Annotated in this window: 17 protein-coding genes; 7 read left to right on the top strand and 10 right to left on the bottom strand. The window is 72.2% G+C overall.

Annotation, left to right across the window (positions count from 1 at the left end):
- Positions 1-7 precede the first annotated feature (7 nt).
- Together JJQ90_RS25170 and JJQ90_RS27585 are read left to right on the top strand one after the other, a co-directional pair.
- Positions 8-1,405 (top strand): YcjX family protein, encoded by a 1,398-nt coding sequence (locus JJQ90_RS25170; protein ID WP_216879057.1) that lies wholly within the window; start codon positions 8-10, stop codon positions 1,403-1,405.
- Complete coding sequence (locus tag JJQ90_RS27585) at positions 1,402-2,280, top strand: DUF697 domain-containing protein (protein ID WP_216879056.1); 879 nt, start codon at positions 1,402-1,404, stop codon at positions 2,278-2,280. Before JJQ90_RS25170 ends, JJQ90_RS27585 begins: the two co-directional genes overlap by 4 nt.
- Positions 2,281-2,344: 64 nt before the next feature.
- Here JJQ90_RS27585 and gltX read toward each other — a convergent pair whose 3' ends face one another.
- Complete coding sequence (gene gltX / locus JJQ90_RS25160; RefSeq protein ID WP_216879055.1) at positions 2,345-3,748, bottom strand: glutamate--tRNA ligase; 1,404 nt, start codon at positions 3,746-3,748, stop codon at positions 2,345-2,347.
- Positions 3,749-3,873: 125 nt separating this feature from the next.
- On the opposite strand from gltX, the gene JJQ90_RS25155 reads away from it, so the two are divergent.
- The gene (locus JJQ90_RS25155) at positions 3,874-6,051 is read left to right on the top strand and encodes a ComEC/Rec2 family competence protein (RefSeq protein WP_216879054.1); all 2,178 of its coding nucleotides are present in this window, start codon (positions 3,874-3,876) and stop codon (positions 6,049-6,051) included.
- Positions 6,052-6,236: 185 nt separating this feature from the next.
- On the opposite strand, the gene lexA is transcribed toward JJQ90_RS25155, so the two are convergent.
- From lexA to JJQ90_RS25125, 6 genes are all read right to left on the bottom strand, one after another.
- Entirely contained in the window at positions 6,237-6,959 is a 723-nt protein-coding gene (gene lexA, locus JJQ90_RS25150; protein ID WP_216879053.1) for a transcriptional repressor LexA, read from the bottom strand.
- 138 nt (positions 6,960-7,097) lie between these two features.
- Positions 7,098-8,303 carry a molybdopterin molybdotransferase MoeA gene (locus JJQ90_RS25145; RefSeq protein ID WP_216879052.1) on the bottom strand — a complete coding sequence of 402 codons (1,206 nt, stop codon included), beginning with the start codon at positions 8,301-8,303 and terminating at the stop codon, positions 7,098-7,100.
- Positions 8,303-8,782 (bottom strand): cyclic pyranopterin monophosphate synthase MoaC, encoded by a 480-nt coding sequence (gene moaC, locus JJQ90_RS25140; RefSeq protein ID WP_216879051.1) that lies wholly within the window; start codon positions 8,780-8,782, stop codon positions 8,303-8,305. Before moaC ends, JJQ90_RS25145 begins: the two co-directional genes overlap by 1 nt.
- Positions 8,782-9,597 carry an indole-3-glycerol phosphate synthase TrpC gene (gene trpC, locus JJQ90_RS25135; RefSeq protein WP_216879050.1) on the bottom strand — a complete coding sequence of 272 codons (816 nt, stop codon included), beginning with the start codon at positions 9,595-9,597 and terminating at the stop codon, positions 8,782-8,784. The genes moaC and trpC overlap by 1 nt, the downstream gene beginning before the upstream one ends.
- A complete protein-coding gene (gene trpD / locus JJQ90_RS25130) occupies positions 9,594-10,625 on the bottom strand; it encodes an anthranilate phosphoribosyltransferase (protein ID WP_216879049.1) in 1,032 nt (343 codons plus the stop codon). The genes trpC and trpD overlap by 4 nt, the downstream gene beginning before the upstream one ends.
- Positions 10,622-11,224 carry an anthranilate synthase component II gene (locus JJQ90_RS25125; RefSeq protein ID WP_216879048.1) on the bottom strand — a complete coding sequence of 201 codons (603 nt, stop codon included), beginning with the start codon at positions 11,222-11,224 and terminating at the stop codon, positions 10,622-10,624. The genes trpD and JJQ90_RS25125 overlap by 4 nt, the downstream gene beginning before the upstream one ends.
- A gap of 134 nt (positions 11,225-11,358) precedes the next feature.
- Between JJQ90_RS25125 and JJQ90_RS25120 the strand changes: the two genes are divergently transcribed.
- Positions 11,359-12,339, top strand: a complete 981-nt coding sequence (locus tag JJQ90_RS25120; protein ID WP_216879047.1) for a Bug family tripartite tricarboxylate transporter substrate binding protein — start codon at positions 11,359-11,361, stop codon at positions 12,337-12,339.
- Positions 12,336-13,538, top strand: a complete 1,203-nt coding sequence (locus JJQ90_RS25115; RefSeq protein ID WP_216879046.1) for a mandelate racemase/muconate lactonizing enzyme family protein — start codon at positions 12,336-12,338, stop codon at positions 13,536-13,538. The genes JJQ90_RS25120 and JJQ90_RS25115 overlap by 4 nt, the downstream gene beginning before the upstream one ends.
- Before the next feature lie 108 nt (positions 13,539-13,646).
- Here the strand turns inward: JJQ90_RS25115 and JJQ90_RS25110 are convergent, their stop codons facing one another.
- Together JJQ90_RS25110 and ggt are read right to left on the bottom strand one after the other, a co-directional pair.
- The gene (locus tag JJQ90_RS25110; protein ID WP_216879045.1) at positions 13,647-14,111 is read right to left on the bottom strand and encodes a CreA family protein; all 465 of its coding nucleotides are present in this window, start codon (positions 14,109-14,111) and stop codon (positions 13,647-13,649) included.
- Positions 14,112-14,123: 12 nt separating this feature from the next.
- Positions 14,124-15,797 (bottom strand): gamma-glutamyltransferase, encoded by a 1,674-nt coding sequence (gene ggt, locus JJQ90_RS25105; RefSeq protein WP_230410982.1) that lies wholly within the window; start codon positions 15,795-15,797, stop codon positions 14,124-14,126.
- 34 nt (positions 15,798-15,831) lie between these two features.
- Between ggt and JJQ90_RS25100 the strand changes: the two genes are divergently transcribed.
- Together JJQ90_RS25100 and JJQ90_RS25095 are read left to right on the top strand one after the other, a co-directional pair.
- The gene (locus JJQ90_RS25100; RefSeq protein ID WP_216879043.1) at positions 15,832-16,203 is read left to right on the top strand and encodes a YraN family protein; all 372 of its coding nucleotides are present in this window, start codon (positions 15,832-15,834) and stop codon (positions 16,201-16,203) included.
- A gap of 3 nt (positions 16,204-16,206) precedes the next feature.
- Complete coding sequence (locus JJQ90_RS25095) at positions 16,207-16,713, top strand: 2'-5' RNA ligase family protein (protein WP_216879042.1); 507 nt, start codon at positions 16,207-16,209, stop codon at positions 16,711-16,713.
- Here JJQ90_RS25095 and panC read toward each other — a convergent pair.
- Positions 16,708-17,535 (bottom strand): pantoate--beta-alanine ligase, encoded by an 828-nt coding sequence (gene panC / locus JJQ90_RS25090; protein ID WP_216879041.1) that lies wholly within the window; start codon positions 17,533-17,535, stop codon positions 16,708-16,710. The genes JJQ90_RS25095 and panC overlap by 6 nt on opposite strands.
- Positions 17,536-17,671 lie beyond the last annotated feature (136 nt).

Raw genomic sequence — 17,671 nt, 5'->3', positions numbered from 1 at the left:
CCGGGTCATGGCGATCCTGACGCCGCTGGAGGATGCCCTCGCGGGCATGACGGATGCGGCGCGGGCGCTGGCGGGGCGGGAGAGGGTGCGACTGGCCGTCACCGGCCTTTCCCGGGCTGGCAAGACGGTGTTCCTGACCTCCCTGGTGGCCAATCTCCTGGCGGCCGGGGCAGGGGTGAATACCCTGCCGGCCTTGGCCGCCGCCTCCGGCAACCGGCTGCGCCGGGCGCGGCTGGTGCCGCCGGGCATCGAGGCGACGCCGCGCTTCGACGCGGCCGCGCATCTGGAGGCGCTGGCCGCCGACCCGCCGCGTTGGCCGGAACGCACCGAGGACCTCTCCACCCTGGAGATCGCGCTGGACCTGGCGCCGGCCTCCTGGCTCGGCCAGGCGCGCGGCTGGGTGGCGGGGGAACGCCGCGTCACGCTCGAACTGCTGGACTATCCGGGCGAATGGCTGCTGGACCTGCCGATGCTGGACCAGTCCTACAGCGACTGGTCGCGCCAGACCCTGTCGCGGTTGCGGCAGGGGCGGCGGGCCGCGGCGGCGGCGGATTTTCTGCAATTTGTCGATGCGCTGCCGGCCCAGGCGCGGGATGACGAGGCGCTGGCCCGGCAGGGCTTTCGTCTGTACCGCGCGGCGCTGCTGCGCTGCCGGGACGAGCTGGGTTTTCGTTTCCTCCAGCCCGGGCGCGCGCTGAATCCGGGGCCGCGCGGGGAGGCGCCGCTGCTGTGGTTCTTCCCGCTGCCGAGTGGGGAGATGGGCGATCTTGGCCGGCTGCTGGCGCGGCGCCATACCGCCTATCTGGCGGATCAGCGCACCGCCTTCTTCGAACCCTTCTTCCGCCGCTTCCGCCGCCAGGCCGTTCTGGTGGATGCGCTGGGCGCGCTGCATGCCGGGGAGGAAGCCTTCGACGACACCGCCGCGGCGCTCTCGGCCATCGCCCAGGCGCTGCGGCGCGGCGGCGGCTGGCTGAACCTGCTGACCGGGCAGGGCGTGCAGCATGTGGGCTTCGCCGCCACCAAGGCGGACCATGTGCCGGCCGGGTCGCGCGACGCGCTGGTCGGGCTGCTGGGCGATCTGATCGGGCCGGGCACGGCGGGGCCGGGGGCGGCCACCACCTCCGTCCACGCCATCGCCTCCCTCCGCTGCACCCAGGACGACATGGCCCGCGTCGATGGGCGCGATGTGCAGGCGGTGCGCGGCGTGCTGCTGGAAGGCGGGCGCAGCGCAAGGATCTATCCCGGGGAGGTGCCGGACCGCCGACCGGGTCACGATTTCTGGCGCAGCGGCGAATTCCGCATGCCGGTCTTCCGCCCGCCGCGCCTGGCCGGTGACGGGCTGGCCGGGATGCCCCATCTCGGCCTGGACCGGATGCTGGCATCCCTGATCGGAGACCTGCTGTGAGCGATGCGCCGCGCGGCCCGCGCATTCTGACGGAGGAGTCGCTCGCGCCCGCGCCGCGGCTCGATTTCGGCTGGGACCAGGCCGTGGCGCCAGTGGCCGTACCGCCGCCACCACGCGGGGCCTGGTCGGCGGTGAGCCTGGCTGCCGGCGGCATTGCCGTGCTGCTGCTGGGCCTCTCCGCCATCGATGTCGGCGGCTATGTCGCGGACCAGTTCATCCGGGCGCCCTGGCTTGGCTGGCTGACGCTGGGCGTGGCCACGGCCGGCTACGGGCTGATCGCAGCCGCCTTCCTGCGCGAACTGCGCGGCCTGGCCGGCCTCGGCACGGTGGAGCGCGGCCGGGCGGCGGTGGCGCGTGGCGATTTCGCCGCCAGCCGCGCCGCCGTGCTGGACTGGGCGGCACGCCTGCCGGAGGCGCAGGCCATGCTGCCCGCGCTGCGCAAGGCGCCGGACCTGCCGACACTGTTGGCGCTGCTGGAGGCCGGGCCGCTGGCGACGCTGGACCGCGCCGCCGTCTCCGCCGGCCGGGCCGCCGCGCTGCAATCCCTGGCGGCCACCGCCATCGTGCCATCCCCGGCGCTGGATGGGTTGTTCATTGCCTGGCGCGGATTGCGGCTTGTGCGGGAGGTGGCGGCGATCCACGGGCTGCGGCCCGGCCTGCTCGGCACGCTGAAGCTGCTGCGGCGGACCCTGTTCGAGGCGGGGGCGGTGGCCGCCGCCGATGTCGCCATCAATGCGGCGGTGACGGCGGTGACGACCAACCCGCTGGTCGCCTCCGTCGTCGGCGATGCCGCGACCGGGGCGGTGGCGGCGCGGCGGATGCTGCTGCTGTCCCGGGCCACGGCCCGCGCCTGCCGGATCGTGGTGCCGCGCTGAGCGATGGGCCGGGCACGAACGCCGCCGGGTGAAGGCCGGCGTCGTGCCTGGGGACCCTGCCGGGTCAGATCGCGGCTTCGGCCGCCGCCGTGATGCGCGCCAGCGACTCTTCCCGGCCGAGCGCCACCAGCACCGCGTCGATGGGCGGGCTCTGCGTGCTGCCGGTCAGCGCCACGCGCAGCGGCTGTGCCACCTGGCCGAGCTTGACGCCCTTCACCTCGGCATAGTCGCGCAGCCATTGCTCCAGATCCGCCCGCTCCCACGGCGCCGCGGCCAGGAATTCCGCCAGATTGGCGAGGCGCTCGCGGGCCTCGGGCGTCAGCAGCGCCGCGGCCTTCGCATCCGGCTCCGGCGCGCCCTCGGCCACCGCGAACATCGCCGCGTCGGCCAGTTCCAGCAGCGTCTTCGCCCGCGCCTTCAGGTCGGGCATCAGGGCGCGGATTCGGGCCGCGGCATCGGTGCCGAAGCCGATGCCGCGCTGGCTGTAGCGGGCCATCACCTCCCGCAGCAGGCGGTCGTCATCCGCCTCGCGGATATAGACGCCGTTCAGATGGGTCAGCTTGGTGTAGTCCATGCGGGAGGCGGCGCGGCCGACATCCTTGAGGTCGAACAGCTCGATGGCGCGGTCGCGCGGGATGATCTCCTCATCCCCATGGCCCCAGCCGAGGCGCAGCAGGTAGTTGCACAGCGCCTCCGGCAGGAAGCCGCGCTCGGCGAATTCCAGCGCACCGACGGCGCCATGGCGCTTGGACAGCTTCGCGCCATCCGCGCCATGGATCAGCGGGATATGCGCGAAATGCGGCCGGAACCAGCCCATCGCGTCATAGACCATGCACTGCCGAAAAGTGTTCGTCAGGTGGTCGTCGCCGCGGATGACATGGGTGATGCCCATGTCGTGGTCGTCCACCACCACGGCATGCAGATAGGTGGGCGTGCCGTCGGAGCGCAGGATGATCATGTCGTCGAGTTCGGACGCCGCCACGCGCACCTCGCCCTGCACCAGGTCGGGCACCACCGTCTCCCCCTCCCTCGGTGCCTTGATGCGGATGACGGCGGGAAGCGCCGGCGCATCCTTCGGGTCGAGGTCGATCCAGCGGCTGCCATCGTATTTGAAGGGGCGCTTGCTGGCCTCCGCTTCCGCCCGCATCGTCGCCAGCTCCTCCGGCGTGTCATAGGCGAGATAGGCCTTGCCGGCGGCCAGCAGTTCCCGCGCCACCTCGGCATGGCGGGCCTCGCGGCTGGTCTGCAGGACGGGGGGCTCGTCCGGGCTCAGGCCAAGCCAGTCCAGGCTTTCGAGGATCTGGTCCACCGCCTGCTGCGTGCTGCGCGCCTTGTCGGTGTCCTCGATGCGCAGCAGGTACTGGCCGCCATGGTGGCGGGCGAACAGGTAGTTGAACAAGGCGGTGCGCGCGCCACCGATATGCAGATAGCCCGTGGGCGAGGGCGCGAAGCGCGTGCGGACCGACATGGTGTTCCGTGTCCTGGACAGGGGAGTGATGGCCTGCCTGTCTAGCGCGGATCGCCCTGGCCGCCAAAGCGCGGGCGACAGGTCTCCGTTGCGGTGGCGGCAGGATGACCCCACCATGGGTTGAGATGTCCCTGGCCATTTCCCCCTCGGTGCCCGGCGGCGTGGCCGCGCGGGTCGCGGCCGCGCTGGCGGGGCTTGCCGGCACGCAGCATGGCCGCTTCGCGCCCTGGCTGGCGGTCGCCATGGGCATCGGCGTGCTGTGGTATTTCAGCCTGGCGGAGGAGCCGGTGACGCAGCCGCTCTGGCTGGTGCCGCCCCTGGTCGCGCTGGCCCTGGCACTTGCACGGCGCTGGCCGCTGATGGGCTGGGGGGTCGGGCTGCTGGCCGCGCTGCTGCTCGGCGCGGGCCTGGGCGCCTTCCACGCCACCCGGCAGCCCGCCGCGCTGGCACTGCCCTTCGGCGCCGTGGTGGTGGAGGGCGTGGTCACGGTGGTGGAGCGCCTGCCGGAGGGTCGCCGGGTGACGATCGGCGCGCCGCGCCTCGATGACGGGCCGCCGCTGCCGCGCCATCTGCGCCTGCGGCTGCGCGCCACCGATCCGGCCGAGCCGATGCCCGGCGACCGGATCCGCCTGCGCGCCCTGGTGCGGGAGCCGGGGTCGCCGGTGGTGCCCGGCGGCTACGACTTCCAGCGCGCCGCCTGGTTCTCCGGCCTCGGCGGATCGGGCTTCGCGCTGGGGCCGGCGGCGCTGTCGCCGGGCCCGGCCGGCACAGCCTGGCTGGCCGGGCTGCGGGTGCGGCTGGAGCGGGAGGTGGCGGCGGCGATCCCGGGCGCGGCGGGTGCCGTCGCCGCGGCGCTGATGACCGGCACGCGCAGCGCCATTCCGGCCGCCACCATGGCGGCGATGCGCGATTCCGGGCTGGCGCATCTGCTCGCCGTCTCGGGCCTGCACATGACCATCGTCATGGGGCTGGTCTTCGCGGTGCTGCGCTTCAGCCTCGCGCTGGTCCCCTTCCTGGCGCTGCGCCTGCCGGTGAAGGCGCTGGCGGCGCTGGGCGCCCTGGGGGCGGGGGCCTTCTACATGCTGCTGACCGGGGCGCAGGTGCCGATGCAGCGTTGCCTGGCCATGGCCGCGCTGGTGACGCTGGCGCTGCTGGCCGGGAGACGGGCGCTGACGCTGCGCGCCCTGGCCATCGCGGCCGCGCTGGTGCTGGCGGTGGCGCCGGCGGAGCTGCTCGGCCCGTCCTTCCAGATGTCCTTCGCGGCGGTGCTGGCGCTGGTGGCCGGGCATGACGCGTTGCGGCCCGCCCTGGCGCGGTTGCGCGGCCGGCCGGCCTGGTGGCGCCGGCCGATGCTGTTCGGGCTCGGGCTGGTGCTGACCTCGGCTTTGGCGGGGGCGGCCACGGCACCGATCGGGCTGCACCATTTCGGACGGCTGCAACTGTTCGGCATCCTGGCCAATGCGGTGGCGGTGCCACTGACCTCGCTGTTGGTGATGCCGGCGGGGCTGGTCGCCATGCTGGCCCTGCCGCTCGGTCTCTCGGAATGGCCGCTCCGGGTCATGGGCTGGGGGGTGGAGGGCATCCTGCTGGCGGCGGGGACGGTCGCCGGCTGGCCCGGCGCGGCGCCCGCGCTGCCGCCGCTGCCGGCATGGGGCTTGGCGCTGGCGGGCATCGGCTTCTGTTGGCTGTGCCTTTGGCGGGGCGCGCTGCGCCTGCCGGCCGTACCGGTGATCCTGGCCGGGCTGGCCGGCGGCCAGCTCAGCCCGCCGCCGGACCTGCTGGTCTCTGCCGATGCGCGGCTGGTGGCGCTGCGGACCGGGGAGGGGGTGTATCTGCACCGCCTGCCCGGCGCCCGCGCCTTCGTGCGGGAGAACATGCTGCGCGCTCTGGGCGCGGAGACAGGGCAGGACCTGCCGGACCGGGGGGAGGTGGCCGGCGGCGCCATTGCCTGCACGCCCGGCGCCTGCCGCTTCCGGCCGCATCCGGATGGCGTGGGGGCGCTGCTGCTGCGGTCGCCGCCAATGCCGCGCGGCCAGCGCAGCCCGTCCCTGGCGCCGGGCGACGCCTGCGGCACGGTCGCCATGATTGTTGCGGTGGCACCGGTGGCGGGGCGCTGCGGTCCAACGCTGGACCGTTTCGACATGTGGCGGGATGGCGCCCAGGCGGTCTGGCTTCAGCGGGAAGGCGCGACACGCCGCAGCGACCGCGACTGGCGCGGCGACAGGCCCTGGGTGCCGGCCGAACCGATGCCGGGGCGCCCCGAAACATTGCCGATTGCGTCTCTCGATCTTGTGATCGATTAACCTTCCTTGAACTTTCACACGACAGAATGCGTTCAGATCGAGGCCCGAGAGGAGGAAACAGGAAATGACCGCGGCCATCATGCTCTGTGCCGGGCTGGCCACGGGCGCCACGGCGATGGCTATCTGGCAACGCCTGAACGCCTGGCGTGCGAGCCGTGCCCAGGAATGGGACCCCTATTGAGGCCTCAATAGCGACGCAGCAGGCCCACCAGCTTCCCCTGCACCCGCACGCGGTCCGGTCCGAAGATGCGGGTTTCGAAGGCCCGGTTCGCGGGTTCCAGCGCCACGGAATTGCCCCGTCGCCGCAACCGCTTCAGCGTCACCTCCTGGTCATCCACCAGCGCCACCACGATCGCGCCGTTATCGGCCGTGTCGCCGCGCCGGATGATGACGGTGTCGCCATCCAGGATGCCGGCCTCCATCATCGAATCACCCGCCACTTCCAGCGCGTAATGTTCGCCGCCGGCCAGCAGCGCCGCGGGCACATCGACCATCGCGGTATCCCGCGTCGCCTCGATCGGCATGCCGGCGGCGATGCGGCCATAGAGCGGCAGGGCGACCGATCCCGCCTCATTCGCCGGCTTCTGCACGCCGGCGAGACCCGGCGCGAAATGCCCGCGGATGACATTGGGTGTGAAGGCCGGCTGTGCGGCCGCGGGCGGCGGGGTTTCCGCGGCACGGCGCGGCGCGACATTCTCCGGCAGCCGCACCACTTCCAGGGCGCGGGCGCGATGCGCGCGGCGCTTGAGGAAGCCGCGCTCCTCCAGCGCCGTGATCAGGCGATGAATGCCGGACTTCGACTTCAGCCGCAGCGCCTCCTTCATCTCCTCGAAGGAGGGGGAGAAGCCGGTCGCGCGCAGATGCTTGTCGATGAACATCAGCAATTCGTGCTGCTTGCGCGTGAGCATGGCTTTCTCCAGCACCGGCCTCCGGGGCCAGTGGACCCCGAACAAACAAGCAACCGGTATGGATGTTCTATGTAGGTTCCCGGCGGGACGTCAAACGTTTTCCGCCACTTCCGACGAAAATCGGGACAGAAACGGTTCTCAGATCCCGAACTGGCCGAGCGGAATGGCCGGCACTTCCGCCCCCTCCGGCAGCGCCGGGGCCAGGGCTCGCCTGAGAATCAGCGCCTCCGCCCGCGCCAGGTTGGCCAGCATCGAACTGTCCTGCTGCGGGAAGGGGGTGGCGACGGTGTGGCCGGCCGAATCGATGCGCAAAGTGGCCCGCAGATGGTCGAATCGGCGGTCATTGGCCGGCAGCGCGGCGCCCGCGCGCACCAGGATGGTGGGTGGCGCCGCGGCCGGCAGCCCCGAAAGCACCGCCAGCGCCGGCAGCAGGAACTGCACGCCGCAGACCAAGGCGGAGACCGGATTGCCCGGTAGCCCCAGCACCGGCGTCGCACCCAGCCTGCCCCAGATCAGCGGCTTGCCCGGCCGCATGGCAATCTTCCAGAAGTCCAGGCTGAACCCGTCTTGGCCGAGCGCCGCCTGGATCAGGTCGTGCTCGCCCACGCTGGCGCCGCCCGTGGTCACCAGCAGGTCGCAGCCCCGCGCCGCCGCCGCGGCCGCCGCGATGGCGTCCCGGTCATCCGCCACGATCGGCAGCACCAGCGGATCGCCGCCGCCGGCCCGCACGAGGGCCGCCAAAGCATGGGCATTGGAGCTGACGATGCCACCGGGCGGAATCGGCTCGCCCGGCAGGGCGATCTCGTCGCCGGTCGCCAGGATGCCGATGCGCGGCCGGCGATGGACCGCCAGCCAGGGATGGTTGCTGGCCGCCGCCAGGCCAATGTCGCGCGCGGAAAGCCGCCGGCCTGCAGGCAGCAGCGCCTCGCCTTCAGCAAAATCCAGGCCGCGGCGGCGAATCCAGCGGTTCGGCTGCACCGCCTCCCGCACCTCGACCGTGCCCTCGGACTCCGTCGCATCCTCCTGAAGCAGGATGCCGTCGGCCCCCGCCGGCACGAAGCCCCCCGTGAAGATCCGAACCGCCTCGCCCGGCCCGACCTGCTGGTCGAAGGGATGCCCGGCCGGCGCCGCCCCGATCAGCCGCAGCCGGGTGCCCAGCCCCGCATCGGCGGCGCGCACCGCATAGCCGTCCATGGCCGAGACATCCGCCGGCGGCTGGGTCAGCCGCGCCAGCACGGGCCGCGCCAGGACGCGGTTCCAGCCCTCCGCGAGCGCCACCGTCTCCGCCGCGGTGGGGCGCAGAGCCTCCAGGATGCGGGCGCGCGCGTCTTCCAGCGGGATCATCAGGTCGCCTCGTAAACTCCGGATTTTCCGCCGGATTTATGTACCAGCCGTATCGCCTCGATGCGCATGCCGCGATCGGCGGCCTTGCACATGTCATAGATAGTCAGCGCCGCCACGCTGACCGCCGTCAGCGCCTCCATCTCCACCCCGGTCTGGCCGGTGACCTTGGCCAGGGCCTCGATCTCCACCGAATCCGGCTCGGCGATGCTCAGATCCACCGTGACCTTGCTCAGGGCCAGCGGGTGGCACAGCGGAATCAGGTCGCTGGTGCGCTTGGCCGCCATGATGCCGGCGATGCGCGCGATGCCCAGCACGTCGCCCTTGCCCACCGTGCCCTGCCGGATCAGCGCCAGCGTCTCCGGCGCCATAACCACCCGCCCACGCGCCACGGCGATCCGGTGGGTGGCCGCCTTGTCCGAGACATCGACCATGGCCGCCGCGCCGGCGGCGTCGAAATGGGTCAGGCGGGGTTCGGTCATCAGATGGCGTTGATGAGTTCGCGGGCCGCCGCCGTCACATCCGCCTGGCGCAGCAGATGCTCACCCACCAGCAGGCAGCGGGCGCCGGCGCGGCAGATGCGGCGCACATCCTCCGGCGTGCGGATGCCGCTTTCGCCCACCGGGATGCGGTCGGCGGGGATCTGCGGGATCAGCTCATCCGAGGTGCCAAGATCGGTCACCAAGGTCTTGAGATTGCGATTGTTCACGCCGATCAGCCGTGTCTCCAGCGCCAGGGCGCGCTCCAGCTCCCGCTGGTCATGCACCTCCGCCAGGATGGCCATGTCGAGCGACCGCGCCACATCCTCCAACTCATGCGCCTGCTCGTCGCTCAGCGCGGCCAGGATCAGCAGGATGGCATCCGCGCCCATCGCCCGGGCCTCGAAGACCTGCCAGGGATGCACCATGAAATCCTTGCGCAGCACCGGCAGGGAACAGGCGGCGCGCGCCTGGACCATATGGCCGAGATCGCCCTGGAACCATGGCGCGTCGGTCAGTACGGAGAGGCAGGCGGCGCCCGCCGCCTCATAGGCCCGCGCCAGCTCGGCCGGCTCGAAGGGCTCGCGGATCAGCCCGCCGGAGGGCGAGGCGCGCTTGATTTCGGCGATCAGCCCGACCCGCCCATCGGCCACGGCGGCGCAGAGCGCCCCGGTGAAATCGCGCGGTGGGGCGGCGTGGCGGGCCTGGCTCTCGACCTCGGAGAGCGGCATGGCCTCCGACCGCTGGCGCACCTCCTCATATTTATCGGCCAGGATGCGGGCCAGTGTGTCGGAAATGACGGGGGCGGAAACATTCATACGGGCGATGACTCGGATACGGGGGGAGGCGCCGCGGCGGCGCGCAGCCGGTTCAGCACGGTGAGCGCCGCGCCACTGTCGATGGCCTGGGCGGCGATGGGCACGCCGGCGCGGATGTCGTCCACCCGGCCCGCCACGACAAGGGCGGCGGCCGCATTCAGCAGCACGCAATCGCGATAGGCGCCCGGCGCACCCTCCAGCAACGCCAGCAGCGCCGCCGCATTCTCCGCCGGATCGCCGCCACGGATGGCCGATTCCGGCGCGCGGGGCAGTCCCGCCTCCTCCGGCGTCACCTGGAATTCATGAATGCGCCCGTCGCGCAATTCCACCACCTGGGAGGGGCCGGCCAGCGTCAGCTCGTCGAGGCCCATGCCATGCACCAGCCAGGCCCGTTCGGTGCCCAGCCGCGCCAGCGTCTCGGCCATCGGGCGCAGCCATTCGGGGGCGAAGGCGCCGGTCATCTGCCGCGTCACCCGGGCCGGATTGGCCAGCGGTCCCAGCAGGTTGAAGATGGTCCGCGTGCCGAGTTCCATCCGCGGCCCGGCGGCGTGGCGCAGCGCCGCATGGTGGCGGGGCGCCATCAGGAACACCATGCCGGCCTCCGCCAGCACCCGCGGCAGCGCCTCCAGCGGCGTTTCCATCACAGGGATGCCCAGGGCCGAGAGCGCATCGGCCGCCCCCGAGCGGGAGGACAGCGCCCGGTTGCCATGCTTGGCGACCTTCACCCCGCAGCCGGCCACGACCAGCGCCGCGGCGGTCGAGATGTTCAGCGTGCCGGCGGCATCCCCGCCGGTGCCGACGATATCCATGGCCCCCGGCGGCGCCTCCACCGCGATCATCCGCGCGCGCATGGCCCGGACGGCGCCGGTCATCTCCGCCACCGTCTCCCCGCGCACCCGCATCGCCATCAGCATCCCGGCGATCTGCGCCGGCGTGGCCTCCCCGGCCATGATGAGGCCGAAAGCAACCTCCGCCTCGCTCTCCGCCAGCCGCTCCCCCGCCGCCAACCTCGCCAATATCTTTTTCATGCTGCCGCGGTCGTGGCTGGGAAGGTGTTTCTGCGGGTGGAGAGGGCGAGGAAGTTGCGGAGGATGTCGTGGCCGTGGTCGCTGGCGATGCTTTCGGGGTGGAATTGCACGCCCCAGATGGGCAGGTCGCGATGGGCCAAGCCCATGACCAAGCCGTCCGACGTGCGCGCGGTGGGGATCAGCGTCTCGGGCAGATCCTCCACCACCAGCGAATGGTAGCGCGTGGCGCGGAACGGGGAGGGGACGCCGGCAAAAATATCGGTGCCGCCATGGGTCACATCCCAGACCTTGCCATGCACCGGCTCCGGCGCCCGCACCACCCGCGCGCCAAAGGCCTGGCCGATGGCCTGGTGGCCGAGGCACACCCCCATCAGCGGCAGGCGCCGTTCCGCCGCCGCCGCGATCAGGTCGAGGCAGATGCCCGCCTCATTCGGCGTACAGGGGCCGGGCGAGAGCACGATGGCCTCCGGCTGCAAGGCGAGCGCGCCCTCCACCGAGAGGGAATCATTGCGCCGAACCTCAACCACCGCTCCAAGGTCGCCCAGGAAGTGGTAGAGATTGAAGGTAAAACTGTCGTAGTTGTCGATCAGGAGGATCATGGTTCCGTGACTTTTGTCCCGGAACGCCCGGGAATCAAGCCGTGTGAGCCTCGCCGTCGCCCGACGGGGTTCCGCAGGCCGCGCCGCCGCGCCTAACCTTTCGCCACAAGAAGAGTCGGGATGGGGTGGGGAAGATGCGGATTCACGAAATGCTGCGCCGGCTGCTGCCGGCCTTGGCGGTCGCCAGCCTGGTGGCCCTGCCGGCCATCGGGGCCGATCTGCCGGACCGGCCGGTGCGCATCCTGGTGCCCTATGCGCCCGGCGGCACCAGCGACATCGTTGCCCGCGTGCTGGCGGAGGCGGCTTCCGCCCATCTGCCGCGCGGCGCGGTGGTGGAGAACAAGGCCGGCGCAGGCGGCAATATCGGCGCGGCGGAGGTGGCGCGCGGCCCCACGGATGGCACGCTGCTGCTGCAATGCGCCTTCGGCCCCTGTGGCGCCAATCCGGCGCTCTATGCCAATCCGGGCTACGACCTGCTGAACGACTTCGCCCCCGTCATCCTGACCGGCGCGGTGCGCAATGTGATGGCGGTGCGGCGCGAGTTGCCGGCGCGGAACGTCACCGAATTCCTGGCGCTGGCCCGCAGCCAGAGCGGCGGGGTCAGCTTCGGCTCCTCCGGCGTCGGCGCCTCCAACCACCTGGGTCCGGAGCTGCTGCGCGCGGTGACGGGGATCGAGATGGTGCATGTGCCCTATCGCGGCTCCGGCCCCGCCATCACCGACCTTGTGGCCGGGCGGATCGACGTGTTCTTCGACAACCTTCCCTCCATCCTGCCGCATCTCCGCGCCGGCACGGTGCGGGCCCTGGCGGCGGTCAGCGCCGAGCGTCTGGCCGAACTGCCGGATGTGCCGACCTTCGCCGAACAGGGCGTGCAGGGCATGGCCATCGATAGCTGGTTCGGCTTCATGGCCCCGGCCCGCACGCCGCCGGCCGCCATCGCCGCGCTGAACGCCGCCTTCAACCAGGCCCTGTCCGACCCCCGCGTGCGGTCCCGCATGGCGGAGCTTGCCGTGGCGCCGCTGGGCGGTACGCCGGAGGCGATGGGGACGCATGTGCGGGCGGAAGTCGCCCGCTGGGCCGATGTGGTCCGCCGCCAGGGAATCCGCGCCGAATGACACCCTCGACCATCACCTGCGTCCGCACCCTGCGGGTGCCCGAACGCGCCAATATCCTGTGGGTCGAGATCGAGACGGCGGAAGGGCTGACCGGCCTCGGTGAGAGCTTTCGCGGGGCGGCGGCGGTGGAGGGCCAGATCCACGAGCTGGTGGCCCCCTACCTGCTGGGCCAGGACTCGCGAAACATCGAGCGAATCCATCGGCATCTGATGACGCCCTATGTCGGCTTCGGCGCTTCTTCCGCCGAGATGCGGGCGGCCTCGGCGGTGGATATCGCGCTCTGGGACCTGATGGGGCAGCGGCTGGGCGTGCCGGTGCATGAGGCGCTGGGCGGGCTGAGCCGCGACCGCATCCGCGCCTACAACACCTGCGCCGGCTACGACTACAACAGCGCCCGGGACCGGCGGGATGTGCGGGCCGGGGAGAATGCGGTCGGTCCCTATGACGACCAGGTGGCCTTCATGCAGCGCGCCGACGAGTTGGCGCATTCGCTGCTGGAGGAGGGCTTCACGGCCATGAAGATCTGGCCCTTCGACGTCTATGCGCCGGCCTCCGGCGGCCAGGTGATGAACCTGGAAGACCTGAAGAAGGGCATGGAACCCTTTGAGAAAATAAGAAAAGCCGTGGGCGACAAGATGGAGGTGATGGCGGAGCTGCACTCCATCTTCTCGCTGCCCGCGGCCACCCGCATCTGCCAGGCGCTGGCGCCGATCCAGCCCTTCTGGGTGGAGGACCCGATCGGCAAGATGGACGACACGGCGGCGCTGGTGGAATTGCGGCGCGCCGTGCCCGGCATGCCGATCTGCGCCAGCGAAACCCTGGGCGGCAAGGTCGCCTTCCGCGACCTGCTGGTGGCCGGCGCCACCGATGTGGTGATGGTGGACCTGACGTGGTGCGGCGGGCTGACCGAAGCTCGGAAAATCGCGGCGTTGGCCGAGGCCTGGGCGCGGCCCGTCGCGCCGCATGACTGCACCGGCCCGGTGACCCTGGTGGCCAGCCTGCATTTCGCCCTGCATGCGGCGACGGCCATATTCCAGGAGGTGGTGCGGGCGACGCTGGCGACCTGGTACCGCGACCTGGTGACGGAACTGCCCCGGCTGGAGAAGGGCTTCTGCCTGCCGATGCAAGGGCCGGGGCTGGGGACGAAGCTTCAGCCGGATACGCGCAAGCGCGCGGCGGTGCGGGAAAGCCGGGCGTAGCGTCGCGTTTCCCTTCCCACGTCACCACGACCAGCCCCATCACGGCGGCTGGTCACCATGGCGCATCAGTTTCCATGCGAATGATGCGCAGGGGCTGGGGGGCGGCGCCTACCGCATCGGCACGGCAGAGACCGCATTGTAGGGCGAGCCATCGATCAGCCGGGTGGACCAGGCCAGATAGACAACCGCGTTGCGCTCCTCATCGACGAAGCGGTGCACGCGGGTTTCCTTGAAGAACAGGCTGGTGCTGCTTTCGAACACCACCTCGCCACGCTCCCCGCGCCGGGCGCCGGGTTGCACTTCCACAGGGCCGGTCGCGGTGCAGTTCAGGGCGAAGCGGGCCGGGTCCTCGGCCACGCCCAGCATGCCGGAAAGGCCGCCGGTGCGGGCCTGGCTGATGTAGCAGGACACGCCGCGCACCTCCGGATCGGTGAAGCGCTCCACCACCACGCGGTGGCTGCGGGTCAGGCCGAGATTGGTGATGGCCGTGTTCACATGGCCGATCTCCCGCGTCTCCTCGGCGATGGCGGGGGTGGCGGCCAGCAGCAGCAGGCAGGCGAGCAGGCGCTTCATCGGTCGTTTCCTTCAATCGCCGAGCGCGATTCCCTCACGCCTCGGATCGGCCGCGCCGAGCATACCGCGTGGCGTTACGCGGATGGCGGTCAGGCCCGAATTCATCTCTCGCACATCGACGCGATGGCCGCGGGCTTCCAGCGCCGGGGCCAGCGCGGCGGCCGGCGTGCCGGCCTCCAGCTCCACCGGCCCGGTGCCGGCGACGCCGATGCGCGGCAGGGAGAGCGCTTCGGCGGGCTCCAGGTTCCAGTCCAGCATCGCAACCAGCGACTGCGCCACATGGCCGATGATGCGCGCCCCGCCGGCCGAACCCAGCAGCAGCAGCGGCCGCCCGCTGGCATCCAGCACGATGGTCGGCGACATGGAGGAGCGCGGCCGCTTGCCCGGCTCCACCCGGTTCGCCACGGCGCGGCCACCCACCTCCGGCACGAAGCTGAAATCCGTCAGCTCATTGTTCAGCAGGAAGCCCTGGACAAAGACCCGGCTGGCCATCACTGCCTCGACGGTGGAGGTCATGGAGACGGCGTCGCCAAAGCCGTCGATGACCGCGATATGGGTCGTGCCGGACTCCTGCTCCGCCGGCTGCGGCGCGAGGGCGGCCTGGCGCCAGCGGGGATTGCCGGGGCGCGGCTCGGCCAAGGCGCGGTCGCGGTCCAGAAGCTGCGCGCGCAGGGTGAGATAGGGCGCCTCCACCAGCCCGCGCAGCGGCACGCGGACGAAATCGGCATCGGCGAGATACAGGTTGCGATCGGCGAAGGCGAGGCGCCCGGCCTCGGCCAGCAGATGCGCCGCATCGACGCCGTTGGGGTCGAGGCCTTGCAGGTCGAAATGCTCCAGCACGCCGAGGATCTGCGCCACGGCCACGCCGCCGGAACTCGGCGGGCCGAAGCCGCAGATGCGCCAGATGCGATAGGGGGTGCAGAGCGGCGCGCGGCGCTGCGGCGTGTAGCCGGCGAGGTCCGCCGTGGTCATGCTGCCGGGATTGGCATGCCCCTGCACGGCGGCGGCGATGGCCTCCGCCACCGGCCCCTCATGCAGCGCGGCGGCGCCCTGTTCGGCCACCAGACGCAGCGTATCGGCCAGGGCCGGGTTGCGCAGGCGGTGGCCGGCGGGCAGGGGGGTGCCGTCGGCGGCGAAGAAATAGGCCCGCGCGCCGGGGTCGCGGCGCAGCGAATCGGCATTGGCGGCGATGGCGGCGGCCATGCGGGCGGGGACGGGGAAGCCCGCCTCGGCGAGCGCGATGGTCGGTGCCACCAGCCGCGCCCAGGGCAGGCGGCCATGCTCGCGATGCGCCGCCTCCAGCATCCGCAGCAGGCCGGGCACGCCGACGCTGCGACCGCCCTCCATGGCGGCGGCGAAGCGCATCGGGCTGCCATCGGGGTTCAGGAACAGGCCTGGCGTGGCGCCGGCGGGCGCGGTCTCACGCCCATCCCAGGCCTCGATCGCCTGGGCTTCCCCGTTGTAATGCAGCAGCAGCGCGCCGCCGCCGATGCCGCTGGCCTGCGGCTCCGTCAGTGTCATCATGACCGCCGCGGCGATCGCCGCATCCAGCGCGCTGCCGCCATCGCGCAGCACCTGCCGGGCGGCCTCGCTGGCCGGGGGGCTGGCGGTGGCGACCATGTGGCGCTGGGCCGGCTGGGCGAGGGCCAGGCCGGGGAGCAGGAGAAGGAGCAGAAGGATGCGCATGAGATCCACCATCAGCCGGCACCGAGCCTAGGCCATGCGTGATGCGACCGCCACGCGCCGTGCCTCTGAAGCACGGGGCCGGCATGCGGAAGGGCGGGCGGAGGCAGCGCTGGCGGCGGAAGGTTTCGTGACGCTCGCCCGAAGGGTCCGCACGGGTGCGGGGGAGATCGACCTGGTGGTGGCGCGGGGTGGGCTGCTGGTCTTCGTCGAGGTGAAGGCCCGCGCCACGCTGGGCGACGCCGCCTTCGCCCTCGGCCCGCGCCAGCAGGCGCGGCTGATGGCGGCGGGCGAGGCCTGGATGGCGGCGAATCCGGATCAGGGCGCGGAGGGCGTGCGCTTCGATGTTCTGCTGGTGGATGCGGCGGGGCGGGTGCGCCGCATCGCCGATGCGCTGCGGGCGGGCTGAGCCATGCCGCTCGCCTTGACCCTGCGCTTCGATGCGGCGGCGGAAGCCCGGCTGGCGCGCTTCGAGACCGCCCTTGCCGCCGCAGGCTTCGCTTCCGCCAGCCGGCAGACCGGCTATCCGCCCCACATCACCCTGCTGCGGGTGGAAGACGCGGCGGCAGAGCCGGTGCTCGCCGAGCGGCTATCCGACCTGCCGCGCCTCGCCGCGACGCTGATGCTGTCGGGCTTCGGCCTGTTTCCTGGCCCGCCGCCGATTCTGTTCCTCGCGCCCGTGGTCACGCCGGGGCTGCTGGCATTCCAGGCCGCGCTGGTGGCGGCGCTGCCGGACGTGGAGGTCCACCCGCATACCCGCCCGGGCGCCTGGGTACCGCATGTGACCCTGGCCGAGGGCGCCGCGCCGGCGCTGGCGGCGGCGCTGGAGGCCTGGGACGGGCCATGCCCGGTCACGCCCGTGGCGGTGGAGTTGGTGCGCTTCCCGCCCGCCCGCGTGTTGGGTCGCGGCCCGCTATAGGGCCATGTTGTCCAGCAGCCGCACATCGCCCAGCTTCGCCGCCGCCAGCAGCCGGCCCGGGCCGGATTCCCAGGGGCGCAGCGTCTCCGGCTGCACGAGGTCGAGATAGTCGGGCGCGAAGCCGGCCTCCCGCAGCGTGGCCATGCCATGCGCCAGCGTCGGCGCCAGCGGCGCGCCGCCGCGGATCGCGCCAAGCACGGACTGCATCACCCGCGGCAGCGTCGGCGCCACCGCGCGTTCCGCCTCGCTGAGGCGGACATTGCGGGAGGACATGGCCAGGCCATCCGCCTCCCGCACCGTGGCATGGGCCTGGATCCGGATGGGCAGGTCGAGATCGGCGACGAAGCGGCGCACCACCTGCAATTGCTGCCAGTCCTTCTCCCCGAACACCGCCACATCGGCGCCGGTCTGGCTGAACAGCTTGGTGCAGACCGTCGCGACGCCGCGGAAATGGCCGGGGCGGGCGCTGCCCTCATAGCCCTCCGCGGGGCCGGCGACCTCGACCGTGGTGGCGGCGCCGTCCGGGTACATGGTCGCCACCTCCGGCATCCAGACCAGGTCGCAGCCGGCGGCTGATAGCTTGGCGAGGTCGCCGGCCTCGTCGCGCGGATAGCGGCTGAGGTCCTCACTCGCGAGGAATTGCAACGGGTTGACGAAGATGGACACGGCCACGGTTTCCGCCGCCTGCCGCGCCGCGGCGACCAGGGCCAGATGCCCCGCATGCAGCGCCCCCATGGTCGGCACCAGCGCCAGCCTGCGGCCATTCTGGCGCGATTCCGCGCTGGTTGCGCGCAGGGCGGCGAGGTCGCGGATGATCTTCATGGCCTGGCCCTTTCCCGGATCGGCCCCTCGATTGCGGGAGGCCGGGCGCCAGGGCAAGCCCATCCGCCGCATTCCAGGAACATCGCGGCGGCATGGCGGGCGGATGACAGGCGGGTCAGCTTCGCCCTACCGTCCC

The organism is Falsiroseomonas oleicola, from assembly GCF_019029495.1.
GTDB classification, from domain to species: domain Bacteria; phylum Pseudomonadota; class Alphaproteobacteria; order Acetobacterales; family Acetobacteraceae; genus Falsiroseomonas; species Falsiroseomonas oleicola.
Note: the sequence above shows the minus strand (reverse complement) of the source record. Positions and strands in the feature narration are given on the sequence as shown.